Origin of the sequence: Streptomyces sp. NBC_00572 (assembly GCF_026341815.1) — a bacterium.
Classification (GTDB): domain Bacteria; phylum Actinomycetota; class Actinomycetes; order Streptomycetales; family Streptomycetaceae; genus Streptomyces.
The window spans coordinates 6,486,101-6,500,175 of sequence record NZ_JAPENX010000001.1; the positions used below are offsets into that span (position 1 = coordinate 6,486,101).

Sequence of the window (14,075 nt, forward strand, 5' to 3'; positions counted from 1 at the left end):
CTCACGCCCTGCCCGCCGCCTTCTGGGTGCGGCGGGACAGGGAGTCGACCACCACGGCTGCCAGCAGGACCGAACCCGTGATCATGAACTGGACGGCGTTGCTGACGCCCATGATGTTCATGCCGGACTGGATGGACCCGATCACCAGCGCGCCCAGCAGCGCGGACCACACCGTGCCGCGGCCGCCGAAGAGGCTCGTGCCACCGATGACGGCGGCGGCGATCACGTTCATCAGGAGGTTGCCGCCGCCGGAGGTCTGGCTCGCCGACTGGATCTGCCCGGCGAGGAAGATGCCGCCGACCGCCGCCATGGTCCCGGCGATCGAGAAGACGGACATCCGGACGAACGGCACGCTGATGCCCGCCCTGCGCGCGCCCTCGATGTTGCCGCCCACCGCGAAGATCCGGCGGCCGTACGTGGTGCGCCGGAGCACGAAGTCCAGCAGCACCAGCACGATCAGGAAGATCAGCAGGGCCAGCGGCAGCCCCTGGTACTGGTTGAGGATGTACGCCGTGGCGAAGGCGAGGGCCGCGATCACGACGGTCCGCAGGACGATCTCGGCGATCGGACGGAACGGCACCCGGGCCTTCCGGCGGCGCCCGGCGTCCAGGAGCGAGGCCGTCAGGAACAGTCCGACTCCGACGGCCGCCGTCACATAGGCGGCCGCCGGGCTGTGGTAGATCGTCGAGTACAGCTTGGACACGATGCTCTCGCTCGGGATGTTGACGGTGCCGCTGCTGCCGAGCACCTGGAGCATGAGTCCGTTCCAGGCGAGGTTGCCCGCCAGGGTCACCACGAACGCCGGTACGCCGACTTTCGCGAAGAAGAACCCTTGGATGAGCCCGACGGCGGCGCCGCCGGCGATGGCGACGAGCAGCGCGAGCCACTGGTTCATGCCGTTCAGGACGTTGAGTACGGCGAAGATCGCGGCGCACAGACCGCTGACCGAGCCGACGGAGAGGTCGATCTCGCCGAGCAGCAGGACGAAGACGATCCCGATCGCGATCATGCCCGTGCCGACGATCTGCTGGCTGAGGTCGGACAGGTTCTGGGCCGAGAGGAACGTGCTGTTCAGGCTGCCGAAGACCGTCCAGATGATGATCACGGCGAGCACGACGGGCAGCGAACCCAGTTCGCCGCTGCGCATCTTGCGCCGGAACTCGTCGAGATACCCCTTGACACCCTCCTCGCGGACGAGGAGACGGGTGTCGACGGCGGGCACGGCGCCGGGTGCCGGTTCCTGGCCGGCGTCGTCGGCGGCGGAGGGGCCGCGGCTTCGGTCGCGTCTCATCACTCCTCCTCCTGCTCGGCCTTGCGCGCCTGGCGGCGGGTGACGGCGCTGTCGGTGGCCCCCGTGATCGCGGAGATGATCTCCTCGGTGGTCGTCGAGCGCTTGTCGAAGAAGCCGTTGTTCCGGCCGAGGCGCATCACCGCGATCCGGTCGGCGACCGCCATCACGTCCACCATGTTGTGGCTGATCAGGATGGTGCCGAGGCCCTGCTCACGGAGCCGCTCGACCAGGTCGAGGACCTCCGCGGTCTGCTCCACCCCGAGCGCGGCGGTCGGCTCGTCGAGGATGACGACCTTCGGCGAGCCGATGAGTGAGCGGGCTATCGCCACCGTCTGGCGCTGGCCGCCGGAGAGCGAGGCCACGGGGATGCGGACGCTCGGGATGCGGATGGAGAGGGTCTCCAGGAGTTCGCGCGCCCGCTGGTCCATGCGGACCTCGTCGAGGACGCCGAAGCGGCGCAACTCCCGCCCCAGGAACAGGTTGGCGACCACGTCGAGGTTGTCGCACAGCGCCAGGTCCTGGTAGACGGTGGCGATGCCGAGGTTCTGGGCGTCGTGCGGCCGGCTGATCGTGACCGGCCTGCCCTCCCAGGTGATGACGCCCTCGTCGGGCGGGTTCACCCCGGCGATCGACTTGACGGCGGTCGACTTGCCGGCGCCGTTGTCGCCGACCAGCGCGACCACCTCACCGGGGTGGACGTCCAGGTCGAAGTCCTTGAGCGCCTGGACCGCGCCGAACCGCTTGGAGATGCCCCGGAGTGTGAGCACGGGTGACTCCGGCAAAGGAACCGCCTCCTCCGCTCGCCCGCTCGCGCGGGTCCGAGCCCCGCCGGGACGGCAGTCGCCCGGGCGGGTCGTCCCGGGCCGAAGCGCCCGGGACGGAAACGCCGTGCCGCTACTGGAGGCCGGCCTCCTTGCAGGCAGCGGCGTACGTCGGGGTGCAGATCTCCTGAACCGTGTACAGGCCGTCCTTCACGACGGTGTCCTTGATGTTGGTCTTGTCGACCACGACCGGCGTGAGCAGGTTGGCCGGGACCTTCTGGCCACTGCCGCTGGTGACGGTGGTGGGTACCAGATCGGCCGGCAGCGGCTTGCCCTCGGCGAAGTCGACGGCCATCGTGGCCGCGATGTCCGCCTCCGGCTTGTACGGCTTCATGATGGTGATCGTCTGGGTGCCGAGCAGGATCCGCTGGATCGCGTCGAGCTGGGCGTCCTGGCCGGTCAGCGGCACGTTCATGCCCGCCGACTTCAGGGCGGTGGCGATACCGGCGGCCAGTCCGTCGTTGGCCGAGTAGACACCGACGATCTTGTCCTTGCCCAGGGCGCTGATCGCACCGGACATCTGCTGGTTGGCGTTGTTCGGGTCCCAGTTCGGTGTGTCGTACTCCTTGCCGATCTCCACCTTGCCGTCCAGGACCGAATGCGCGCCGGCCTTGAACTCCGCCGCGTTCGGGTCGGTCGGCGACCCGTTGTGCATCACGATCACGCCGCTCCCGGCCTTGTCGCCGAGCGCGTCGAGGAGCGCCTGGCCCTGAAGCTCGCCCACCTTGCGGTTGTCGTACGAGACGTACGAGTCGACCGGGCCCTGCGCGAGACGGTCGTACGCGACGACCTTCACGCCCGCGTCATGGGCCTTCTGAACGGAGGACTGGATCGACTTGGCGTCCACGGCGTCCAGGATCAGGACCTTGTCGCCCTTGGCGAGCGCCGTGTTCACCTGCTGCTGCTGGGTGGTGGCGCTCTCGGCGGCGTTGTAGTAGTCGATCTGGGCGTCGGGCGCCAGTTCCTTGATCTTGGCCTCGATGTACGGCCGGTCGAACTTCTCGTACCGCGTGGTCTTGCTCTCCGGCAGCAGCAGGCCGATCTTCACGTCTTGCCGCGCCGAATCCGCGCCCGGCTGGACGGCCCCGCTGGTCGCCACTGCGCCCAGGCAGAGGGCGGTGGCTCCGGCCAGGGCTATCGCGCCCCGCAATGTACGGGTCATGGGAGGCTCCTTCCGTACTCCGCCTTCCCGCCGCTGATGAGTGCGGGACGCAGGAGGCACATGCGGCCTATATATCGACATTAGCGTCAAGCTGAGGACCGGCAAGCGGGTGAACCGGCTCCGGCCCGGCGGCCGTACCACCCCGGACACGGGATCGCAGGTCGGGCCGGTGCGTGCCGTCCACGGACGCATCAGTGCAGGTCGGGCCCGGTTCGTGCGCCGACGTCTCCGGTGCGGCACCCTGTCGGCATGCCGAATCCGCATACGCTCAGTTCTCAGGATCCGGTGGCCGTCGCCGTCACCGAGGCCATCGTCACCGGCGACCTCGACGCCCTCCGCGGGCTGCTCGCCGAGCATCCCGGACTCGCCCGGGCCCGGGTCGTCGAGGAACGGGAGGGCTGCGGCCCGGGTGGCCGGAGCCTGCTGCACCTGGCCACCGACTGGCCGGGCAACCGGCCGCGCGGACCCGAGACCGTCGCCGTCCTCGTCACGGCCGGAGCCGATCCGGACGCCCGCTTCACCGGGGCCCACCGGGAGACGCCCCTGCACTGGGCGGCGAGCAACGACGACGTCCCCATGATCGACGCGCTCGTCGCCGCCGGAGCCGACATCGAGGCCGACGGATCCGTCATCGCCGGCGGTACGCCGCTGGCCGACGCCCGCGCCTTCGGGCAGTGGCGCGCGGCCCGCCGACTGCTCGAACTGGGCGCCCGCCCCACCTTCCAGGACGCCGCGACCCTCGGCCTCCTCGACCTGGTCGAGGCCCGCCTCACCACCGACCCCGCCCCCTCGCCCGAGGAGATCACCCAGGCGTTCTGGGGCGCGTGCCAGGGCGACCGGCTCCCCGTCGCCGTACGACTCCTGGAATCCGGCGCAGACCTCGACTGGATCGGCTGGAACGACCTCACCCCGCTCGACATCGCCCGCGCGGAGAAGGCCGAGGAGGTCGTCGGCTGGCTGACGGCGCAGGGCGCACGGACCCGCGCGGAGCGCGCGGCGGCCGACGGGAGCTGAGCCCGGCCGCCGCTCCTCCACCGGGCCTCAGTACACGTCCCGGACGTACCGCTTGTCGGCGGCCAGCTGCTTGACGTACACCCCTGCCGACTCCTCGTCGAGCCCGCCGTGCGTGACGGCGATGTCGCGCAGCGCCCGGTCGACGTCCTTCGCCATCCGGGCCGCGTCGCCGCAGACGTAGAAGTGCGCGCCGGACTGGAGCCAGGACCACAACTGCGGCCCGTGCTCCCGCATCCGGTCCTGGACGTAGACCTTCGCGCGCTGGTCGCGGGAGAAGGCGGTGTCGAGGCGGTCGAGCGTGCCGTCGGCGAGGAGCGCGGTGAGCTCCTCCTCGTAGTAGAAGTCCGTCGCGCGGTGCTGCTCGCCGAAGAACAGCCAGTTCGGCGCGCGGTGGCCGAGCGCCCGGCGCTCGTCGAGGAAGCCGACGAACGGCGCCACGCCCGTGCCGGGGCCGACCATCACCATCGGGGTGGTGGGGTCGGCCGGGGGCCGGAAGTGCGGGGCGCGCTGGACGAAGACCGGGACGGGGGCCCCGGCTTCGGCGTCGGCCAGGAACGGCGAGCAGACGCCCTTGCGGGGGCGCCCGCGAAGGTTCTCGTAGCGGACCACGGACACGGTCAGGGACACCTGGTGGGGATCGGTGAGCGGGCTCGACGAGATCGAGTACAGACGCGGCCTGAGGCGGCCCAGGATGTCCGCCCACTCCTGCGCGGCGGCGCGCACGGGGTGCTCGGCGAGGACGTCCACGGCCTGTCGGCCCCAGGTCCACTGGGCGAGCCCGTCCTTGTTGTCCGGCCGGAGCAGCCGTTTCAGGTTCTGGTTGCCGGTCCGCTCGGTGACGAAGCCGAGGAGGGCGGGGGTGGCTCGGGTGATGTCGAGGTGGCGGTGGAGGGCCTCGCCGAAGGGAACGGGATCGAGGCCGGGCAGTTCCACGGGGGAGTCCGCGTCGAGACCGGTGACGGCCAGCCATTCGGCCACGAGTTCGGGGCAGTTGACGGGCTGCACGCCGAGCGCGTCGCCGCTCTCGTAGCCGAGCGGCGCCCCGCTCTCACTGGTGTCGAAGGTGAACCGCCGCACCTCCTTGACCGCGCCCGGCAGGCTGAGCAGCCGGTTGCCGACGAGCCGGGCGGCGGTGGTGGCCGGGCCGGAGCGACGGGCGGGGGACGGGGTGGGAGCGGGGACCGGGGCAGGGGCCGGGGACGGTGCCGTCGGCTCGTCGGAGAGACCGGCCAGGACCTGGTCCAGCCAGGCGAGGGCGGAAGGCTCGTAGTCGGGTTCGCAGTCGGTACGGGGCGCCAGGCGGACGCCCCCGAGCTCGTCCAGGCGATGGTCCAGGCGCCGCCCGTGCCCGCAGAAGTCGCCGTACGAGGAGTCCCCGAGGGCGAGCACGGCGAAGCGGCGACCGTCGAGGCGCGGGGTGTCGGGCGCGGCGAGCGCGTCCCAGAAACCGGAGCCGTTGTCGGGCGCGTCCCCGTCCCCGAACGTGCTGGTGATCAGCAGCAGATCGGCGGCCGGCGGCAGGGTCGTGAGATCGGTCTCGTCCATGCCCGCGAGCGCGGCCCGGTGGCCCGCCGACAGCAGCCGCTCGGTGGTGGCGGCCGCGAAGTCCTCGGCGTTCCCCGTCTGCGAGGCCCACAGCACGACGACCTCGCGGCCCGCCGCGTCCACCCGGCCGACCGCGGGGGAGTGCGGCGCGCGTGAGTACAGGCCGGCCAGGACCCCGTTCACCCAGTGCGCGTGGTCCTCGCGGAAGGGTGCGCCGGGCGGCAGGACGGGCACACCGGGCGCGCCCGTCTCCAGACCGGCGAGGAAGCCGACGAGATACTGCCGCTCCTCGGCGGTGAGCACGGGCGGCGGGGTCGGTGCGAGGCCGAGGGCGGCGGCGGGTCCCGGCGGCAGGCCGCCGCTCGGGATCACGACCTTGGGGACGACGGCTGAGGGAGCCACGGCGGCCGGGGGCGGAGCGGCGGGGGCCAGGGCGGCCGGGGCGGTCGCGGCCGGGACCGCCGACTTCGTGAGCGCCACCGCGCACACCTTCAGCTCGGGCTGGAAGGAGAGCGGATCGACGGCGTCGTTGGTGACGGCGTTGACACACAGGTCCTCGCCGAAGAGGTCGCTCCAGTGGAAGGGGGCGAAGCAACTGCCGGGCGCCACCCGGTCGGTGACCACCGCGGGGAGCACGGCCTTCCCGCGCCGCGAGGCGATCTCCACGGGGTCGGCCTCCGCGATGCCCAGCCGCAGGGCGTCCTCGGGGTGCAGCTCGACGAACGGCGCCGGGTTGAGCTTGTTGAGCTTGGCGACCTTTCCGGTCTTGGTGAGGGTGTGCCACTGGTGCTGGAGACGGCCGGTGTTGAGGACGAACGGATAGGCGTCGTCGGGCATTTCGGCAGGGTCGATGTGCGGCCGCGGGTGGAAGACGGCCCGCCCGCTCGCCGTCGGGAAGACGGGCCCCTTCCCTTGTCCCGCCCGCTGCCCCTGCCCCGGCTCCTGTCCGTGTCCCTGCCCCTTGTCGTCGGCGGCGCCGTCCACGTACCGGATCGGGTTCCGCGCCGGGCCCCCGCTCGCGGCCGGCCACTGGACGGGGGTCGTGCGCAGTCGCTCGTACGACGCTCCGCTCAGGTCGTATCCGGTCTTCGGGTTTCCGGCGCGCTTGATCTCCTCGAAGATCTCCTCGGCGCTGTCGTACGAGAACGCCTCCTCGTATCCCATCGCGCAGGCGACACGGGCGATGATCCGCCAGTCGGCGAGGGCCTCGCCGGGCGGGTCGACGGCCGGTCGGGTGAGGGTGAGGTTGCGCTCGCTGTTGATCAGTACGCCCTCGGTCTCGGTCCAGAGCGCGGCGGGCAGCACGACGTCCGCGTACGCGTTGGTCTCGGTGTCGGCGAACGCGTCCTGGGTGATGACCAGTTCGGCCGCCCGCAGGCCGTCGACGACGGTGCCGCGGTTGCCGACGGAGGCGACCGGGTTGGTGCAGATGATCCAGCACGCCTTGATCGCGCCGTCCGCCATCCGCCGGAAGAGGTCGACGGTGCCCTGCCCGGAGCCGTCCTCGCGGATGCTGCCGGGCGGGAGGCCCCACAGTTCCTCGGTGAAGGCCCGGTCCTCGGCGACCAGGACCGAGCGCTGCCCGGGGAGACCGGGGCCCATGTAGCCCATCTCGCGGCCGCCCATGGCGTTGGGCTGACCGGTCAGGGAGAAGGGGCCCGAGCCGGGGCGGCAGATCGCGCCGGTCGCCAGGTGCAGATTGATCAGGGCGTTGGTGTTCCAGGTGCCGTGGGTCGACTGGTTGAGGCCCATGGTCCAGCAGCTGGTCCACTCGCCCGCCGTGCCGATCCACTCGGCGGCCGTACGGAGGTCGGCCTCGGGTATGCCGGTGATGCGGGCGACCGTGGCGGGTGGGTAGTCGGCCAGGAACGGGGGCATCGCCTCCCAGCCCTCGGTGTGCGCTGCGACGAAGGCGGGATCGGTGTGCCCGTTCTCGTGCAGGAGGTGCAGGAGCCCGTTGAGCAGCGCCAGGTCCGCGCCGGGCTTGATCCGCAGGAAGAGGTCGGCCTTGTCGGCGGTCGCGGTCCGGCGGGGGTCGACGACGATCAGCTTCGCCCCGGCCTTGACCCGCTCCATCATGCGGAGGAACAGGATGGGGTGGCAGTCGGCCATGTTGGAGCCGATGACGAGGAAGACATCGGCCCGGTCGAGGTCGTCGTAGGAGCCGGGCGGGCCGTCGGCGCCGAGGGAGAGCTTGTAACCGGTGCCGGCGCTGGCCATGCAGAGCCGCGAGTTGGACTCGATCTGGTTGGTGCCGATGAAGCCCTTGGCGAGCTTGTTGGCGAGGTACTGCGCCTCCAGGCTCATCTGTCCCGAGACGTAGAGCGCGACGGCGTCGGGCCCGTGCTCGTCGACGATCGCGCGCAGTCGGCGCGCGGTCTCGGTGATCGTCCGGTCGGTGCCGGCCGGGACGGGATCGGACCCCCGCTCCTCCCGTACGAGCGCGGAGGTCAGACGGCCGGGGGCGGCGAGCAGGTCGGCGGTGGTGGCGCCCTTGGTGCACAGGCGCCCCCGGTTGGCGGGGTGGTCCTTGTCGCCCGTCGCCCTGAGGACGGTACGGCGCCCGTCGGGCCCGGCGCCGATGTCGAGGAGCATGCCGCACCCCACACCGCAGTACGAGCAGACGGTCCGCACCTGGTCGGGCGTACCGGTCCGGGGGTCCGCCGTGTCCTGTGGGGTCACCGGGGCGCCTCTCTGTGGAACCGTTCGAGCCCCGACCGTACGAAACGGCCGTTACACCCGTGTCAACCGGGCCGATCATGGTCCGTAACACTGGTCACACAGCGACCCGGGGCGCTCTGTGAGAACCCCGGGTACGCGCGCGTGCCGGAACGGGCGCGGGAGGTCACGACGCGGCGGAACCCCCGGTGGCGTCGGTGGCATCGGCCGTGCGCAGAAGTCTCAGGAAGGCCTTCAGACCGGTGATGATCTCCTCGTTGTCGGTGAGACGGTTCACCGTCGCCTCGAACTCCCGCGCCAGCGCGGCGATCTTCCGGTCGGTCTCGTCGGCGCGCTGATGCGAGGAGAGGGCGACGGCGTCGACCGTACGGCGCAGCTCGGCGAGGGCCCGGTACTGCTCCTCGGCCTTGCCGCCGAGCACCGAGGCACCGCTCTCCAGGGCGGCGACGCGTCCGGTCAGCGCCACCACGTCGTCGCGCGGGAAGGTCACGTCCCGGAGCAGGACGCGGAGCCTGCGCCGCAGCTGCCCGAAGTACGCGCCGGCCGGCCGGAGGAACGTACTCAGGAGGAAGAAGCCGGCGAACCAGTAGCCCGCCCCGCGGCCGGTCGCCGCGGCCACGGTGAGCGCCACGCCGGCCGTCACCACATGCCCGGCGACGGCGACCCGCAGCATCACGCGCGCGATGCGCCGCGCCTCGGTGTCCCGTTCCTTGGAGACGGTGATTCCCTTGTCCCGGCTGAGCGCGATCTCCGCGAGGACCGCATTTGCGCGGAAGTACAGATTCCAAGGAGCGGTGAGGAGGAGCAGGAGCCAGAGCAGCCCCAGAGCCCCCGCGCCCACGGCGAGCACCGTCCCGGGCGGCGCCCCCACGGCGTACGCGAGTACCAGCGCGCCGACCGCGAGCCCCGCGGCCACGAACACACCCACGACCTTGCTCATGTCGCCCCCTCCGAGCCGGTTCACACCCTGGCGACATGGTCCCGCCGGGCCTCGCCCGCGGCCATGAGTACCGCTACTCAGATCGGGCTCGGCGCCCGGTCCGTCGCCGGTTTCCGACGGTGGCGGAGCACCCGGGGCCGTGGGACGATTCGTATGAAGCACCAAGTCCATGTGGGGGACGAAGAAGGCGCCATGCCTGTCATCACGGAAACCATCGACATTTCCCGCAGGCCCGCGGAGGTCTTCTCCTACGTGACCGACCCGACGCATCTGCCCGAGTGGCAGGAGAGCGCGGTCTCGGTCCGCAAGCTCGGGAGCGAGCCCCTCGCGGTCGGCTCGAAGGTCGCCGTCACACGGCGCCTCGGGCGGCGGGAGTTCACCTCGACCATGCAGGTCATCGAGCTCGACCCGCCGCGCCACTGGCACGTGCACGGGATCGACGGACCGGTACGCGGCGACATCCAGGGCACGATCGAGCCGCTGGACGACGGAGAGCGCTCCCGCCTGACGCTCGCCCTGGACTTCGAGGGACACGGCATCGGCAAGGCGCTCGTCCCCCTCGTCGTCCGGCCGCACGTGCGGAAGGAGATGCCCAAGGACGAGCTGACGCTCAAGGGGATCCTGGAGAGCGACGCGGTGTCCTGAGGCCCGGTGCCCTGAGCGGCACAGGCCGGACGTGCGCCGTGCGGTGACCCGACGCGTGAGGCTCCGCCGACGGACGGCGGAGCCTCGACGTGGAGCGTGCGGAGTGCGCGGACCGGGGCTCAGTCGATCGCGAGCGGGTCCCCCGGGGCCAGCGCGGCCGCGATCCGGGTGGCGACCACCTCCGCCTGGTTGCCGTCCGGCGTGGTCGCCGTCTTGGTCGCGGAGACCGCGATGGCGAGACGCTTCGAGGGCAGGTACGCCTGGATGGCCGCGTAACCCGAGAACGACGGGTTCTGCAGGATCCAGCCGTTGACCACGATCACACCCAGACCGAAGTGCTTGGCCTCGGTCTGCTTCAGACAGATCGTCGCGGGACAGGTCGCGGTCGCGCCGCCGAGGCCGACCGTGCCCGGGTTGAGCAGGGTGCGGTACGAGCGGGGCGACAGGAGTTCGCCGCTGCCGACGCCCTGCGCCGAGCGGGCCAGGTCACAGATGTCGGTGGTGATGACCGCGCCGGGCGCGGTGGTCCACGAGGGGTTCCAGAACGTCGACTCCTCGTACAGGCCGCGGTCCGAGGTGAAGGCGTGCAGGACCGGACGCGGGATCTCGGGAGTGAAGTTGTTCTGCGTGTTGCGCAGCTCCAGCGGCCCCGTGACCTTCTCCCTCACCAGCCGGTCGATCCGTACCCCGGTGATCTTCTCCAGCGCCTCGACCAGATAGACGTAGTTGGCGTGGGAGTAGCTCCAGCTCTTGCCCGGCTCGTACCAGAAGGAGTGCCGGAGCGGATACGCGACCAGCTCCTCGGGGGTCCACGCCCGGAAGGGGTGGGCCTCCAGTTCCTTCACGAACTCCGGATCGGTGACGTAGTCGTGCAGGCCGGTGGTGTTGCTCGCCAGCATCCGCAGGGTGATCTTGTCGGCCTTGGGCAGGTCGGGCAGCCAGCGCTCCACGGTGTCGTCGAGCCGGACCCGCCGCTCCTCGACCAGCTTGAGGAGGGTCGTCGAGATGTGGGCGAAAGCCACCGAACCGGCGCGGAACTGCATGTCCGGCTCGGCCGGGACGCCGGTCATGGATTCGCCGAGCGCGTCCGTGAGGACCTCGCGCCCGTCGATCGTGACCTTCACCTGCACGGCGTTCAGGTGGAGGTCCGCCTTGGCCTTGCGGGTGATGTCCAGGACCCGGCGGCCCTTGCCGTCGAGGTGGCCCTGGGTCCGCACGCAGTCGGATCCACCACGGCCGCCGGGACCCCCGGCCAGCGCGGGTGCGACCGCGGTCGCCTGGACCGTGAGGGCGAGGAGAGCGGCGCAGAGCAGAGCCCTGCGGGACCGCGCACGCGGGCGCGTGCGCGGGGAGAGGGGGGTGTGCGTCATGCCTCGCACTATGTCCGGGGGACCGTGCGCCCACGGCTGAACACTCCGCAGACCACGCCAGACCCGCCCATGTGGGGCAGACGACAGCGCCGTCCGGACGCGTCAGGGGCGACGGCGTCTGCGTCTCCGCCCGGGTGCGTCACGGGACGGGCGTACCGCGCGGGGGCGGCGGGTCCTCCGCCCGTACGGCCCGCACGACCACCACGATCACGCAGAACGCGATGAGCGTCTCGGCCCAGAAGAACGCCAGGTAGTCGAGGAGACTGCCGATGGGCGGCGCGCCCGGGGCGGTGTTCCGGAAGGCGGCCAGGGCGAACAGCGTGGCCGCCATCCAGCCGAGCGCCGGCCAGGTCAGCCCCATGCGCCGCCGCACGAGGTGCCAGCCGCCCATGAGGACGGCGACGGCGAGCGCCCACATCGCCAGCATCATGAACACGGCGAAGACGAGCACGCTGCGGGAGCGCGCCACCTCCGTCGCGAACACGGCCGCACCGTTGATCTCCGAGCTGTCGACGGCCAACGAGAACGGGGCGTCCCGATTGGAGAGCGTCATGCGTACGGGGACGCTCTCGCCGCCCTGCACGGCGCCGAACTCCATCTCCGTCTCGTACGCGTCGAACGGATAGTCCGTGATCGCGCCGCCCGTCAGCGTGACGGGCACGTCGACGGTCGCGATCCTGCTGTGCGCGGGGAACGTGAGGTCCCCGCGCACGGAAGAGGAGGTCTGGAGCGTGAGGTTCTCGGCGGGGGAGATCCCGCCGGCCTCGCCGAGCGCACCGCGCGGAGTGACGAGGAGGCGCAGGACCAGCTCCCGGCCGGCGGCGTCGACGCGTTGGACCGAGGCGTCGATGTCGATCCGGTCGGGCGCCTGTACTCCGGCGGTGTAGCGGGTGTCCAGGTCCTGGCGCTCGCCGAACTGGAGCCACAGCCCGCAGAGCACGGCCGCCGCGACGGTCAGGAGGACGAGTCCCGCGCTCAGCGGCCCGCCGGGGGGCCGTGGTTGACGTCGCTTCAGGGACACGCACGTGCTCCAGAGGGGGGGAGAAGAGTGAAGGGGAGAGCGGAGAGGGGAGGGAGAGAGCGTCAGGCGGCGGGCTTGCCCGGCTGGTCGTGGGTCGAGCAGTGGATGCCGCCGCCACCGGAGGCGATGGTGTCGATCGCGACCATCACGATGTCGCGCTTGGGGAAGTGCTCCTGGAGGATGCTCTTCGCCCGGTTGTCGGCGGTCCGGTCGCCGAACTTGGGGATGAAGACGGCGTCGTTGGCGACGTAGAAGTTGGCGTATGTCGATACGAAGTCGTCGCCTTCGCCGGTGATCCGGTCGAGGTCGGGCTGGGGGAGGTCGATGATCTCGAAGCGGCGGCCCCGGGCGTCGGTCGCTTTTTCGAGGACGGAGCGGGCCTGGTCGGCGGAGCGGGACCAGGAGTCCGGGGGTGTGCCGGGGAAGGCCTGGTCGAGGAGGACCACGCCGGGGGCGGTGAAGCGTACGAGGCTGTCCACGTGCGCGTCGGTGATGTCCTGGCCGCGTACGCCGGCGAGCCAGACGACCTTTTCCACGCCGAGGGTCTCGATGAGTTCGTCCTCGATCTGGTCCCGGGTCTTTCCGCGGTTGCGGTTGTCGTTGACGATCGAGCTCTCGGTGACGAGGAGGGTGCCCTCGCCGTCGGTCTCGAACGAGCCGCCCTCGGCGACCAGCGGCGCGACCTCGCGGGGGATGCCGTACTTGCGGAGCAGCAGACGGCCCACCTGGGAGTCGTTGGTGTGCTCCTGCTTGTTGCCCCAGCCGTTGAAGTTGAAGTCCACCCCGATGAGCTCGTCGCCGTCCTCCACGAAGACGGGCACGGTGTCACGGGCCCACAGGTCGTCGACCGGCATCGGGATGACCTCGACCTGCGAGCCGCACGCCCGCTGGGCCGCGGCGACCTGGGCGGGCCGGGCCATCATCACGACGGCCTCGTACTCGGCGACGGCGCGGGCGATACGGGCGATGTCCTCCCGTACGTAGGGCAGGTCGTCCCCCCAGGCGGAGGGGAGCGCCGGCCACTACATGAACGTACGGGTGTGGCTCTCCCACTCGGCGCCGAAGCGGCGCTCACCGGCCTTGGCCGCGGGGCCGGCCGAGCCGGTGGCCGGTCGGGTGGAGGCATCGGTGGCACCGGCCGGGGTGGACTCGCCGGGGCCGCAGGCCGTGGCTCCGAGGGCGAGAGCGCCGCCGAGACCTGCGAAGGCGCGCAAGGTCGAGCGGCGGGAGGGCGGGAGGTGGGACACGCTGTGCTCCGATCACGGGCTGGCGAGACTATCCAGCGGCGGCGGGCGGATCGTCATGACGCGCACGCGGCGTGGCGGGATTCGCGGGCCTGGGCTTCACACGGGTGGCCGATGTACGGAGACGGGATACCCGGACGTGAGTGGGGGTGGGCCGTGGCGCCACTCTGACACTGACTGGATTTTCAGTCAAATTAGGGAGGCGGTTTCTCATCGACACGCCTCCGTCGCGACTCTTCCGAGAACAGCCGACCCGCATGACCTCGGAAACCTCGTGTTGACTGAAACTTTAGGCAACGGCACGATCAGGTGCAGGGCGCGCCGTGCGCCCCTACGCGCACCA

At 71.4% G+C, this 14,075-nt stretch carries 9 protein-coding genes and 1 pseudogene; 2 read left to right on the forward strand and 8 right to left on the reverse strand.

Going from position 1 to position 14,075, the window contains the following annotated elements; translation table 11 throughout:
• Position 1: 1 nt before the first annotated feature.
• The 3 genes from OG514_RS29445 to OG514_RS29455 all read right to left on the reverse strand — a co-directional run bounded on the left by OG514_RS29445 (position 2) and on the right by OG514_RS29455 (position 3,274).
• Positions 2–1,291 carry a sugar ABC transporter permease gene (locus OG514_RS29445; RefSeq protein ID WP_266900004.1) on the reverse strand — a complete coding sequence of 430 codons (1,290 nt, stop codon included), beginning with the start codon at positions 1,289–1,291 and terminating at the stop codon, positions 2–4.
• On the reverse strand, positions 1,291–2,073 hold the full coding sequence (locus OG514_RS29450; protein ID WP_266900005.1) for an ATP-binding cassette domain-containing protein: 783 nt from the start codon (positions 2,071–2,073) through the stop codon (positions 1,291–1,293). Before OG514_RS29450 ends, OG514_RS29445 begins: the two co-directional genes overlap by 1 nt.
• Positions 2,074–2,185: 112 nt before the next feature.
• Positions 2,186–3,274, reverse strand: coding sequence for a substrate-binding domain-containing protein (locus OG514_RS29455; protein WP_266900006.1), 1,089 nt, complete (start codon positions 3,272–3,274; stop codon positions 2,186–2,188).
• A gap of 249 nt (positions 3,275–3,523) precedes the next feature.
• Here OG514_RS29455 and OG514_RS29460 point away from each other — a divergent pair, with 249 nt between their 5' ends.
• Positions 3,524–4,288 carry an ankyrin repeat domain-containing protein gene (locus OG514_RS29460; protein WP_266900007.1) on the forward strand — a complete coding sequence of 255 codons (765 nt, stop codon included), beginning with the start codon at positions 3,524–3,526 and terminating at the stop codon, positions 4,286–4,288.
• 27 nt (positions 4,289–4,315) lie between these two features.
• Here OG514_RS29460 and OG514_RS29465 read toward each other — a convergent pair whose 3' ends face one another.
• Positions 4,316–8,515, reverse strand: coding sequence for a bifunctional nitrate reductase/sulfite reductase flavoprotein subunit alpha (locus tag OG514_RS29465; RefSeq protein ID WP_266900008.1), 4,200 nt, complete (start codon positions 8,513–8,515; stop codon positions 4,316–4,318).
• Between the two features lie 163 nt (positions 8,516–8,678).
• Positions 8,679–9,452, reverse strand: a complete 774-nt coding sequence (locus OG514_RS29470; RefSeq protein ID WP_266900009.1) for a hypothetical protein — start codon at positions 9,450–9,452, stop codon at positions 8,679–8,681.
• A 192-nt stretch (positions 9,453–9,644) separates the two neighbouring features.
• On the opposite strand from OG514_RS29470, the gene OG514_RS29475 reads away from it, so the two are divergent.
• A complete protein-coding gene (locus OG514_RS29475; RefSeq protein WP_266900010.1) occupies positions 9,645–10,097 on the forward strand; it encodes an SRPBCC family protein in 453 nt (150 codons plus the stop codon).
• 119 nt (positions 10,098–10,216) lie between these two features.
• Here the strand turns inward: OG514_RS29475 and OG514_RS29480 are convergent, their stop codons facing one another.
• The 3 genes and pseudogenes from OG514_RS29480 to OG514_RS29490 all read right to left on the reverse strand — a co-directional run bounded on the left by OG514_RS29480 (position 10,217) and on the right by OG514_RS29490 (position 13,735).
• Positions 10,217–11,467, reverse strand: coding sequence for a serine hydrolase (locus tag OG514_RS29480; protein WP_266900011.1), 1,251 nt, complete (start codon positions 11,465–11,467; stop codon positions 10,217–10,219).
• Positions 11,468–11,606: 139 nt separating this feature from the next.
• On the reverse strand, positions 11,607–12,488 hold the full coding sequence (locus tag OG514_RS29485; RefSeq protein ID WP_266900012.1) for a DUF4436 domain-containing protein: 882 nt from the start codon (positions 12,486–12,488) through the stop codon (positions 11,607–11,609).
• A 62-nt stretch (positions 12,489–12,550) separates the two neighbouring features.
• Positions 12,551–13,735: pseudogene (locus OG514_RS29490) on the reverse strand (agmatine/peptidylarginine deiminase).
• Between the last annotated feature and the right edge of the window lie 340 nt (positions 13,736–14,075).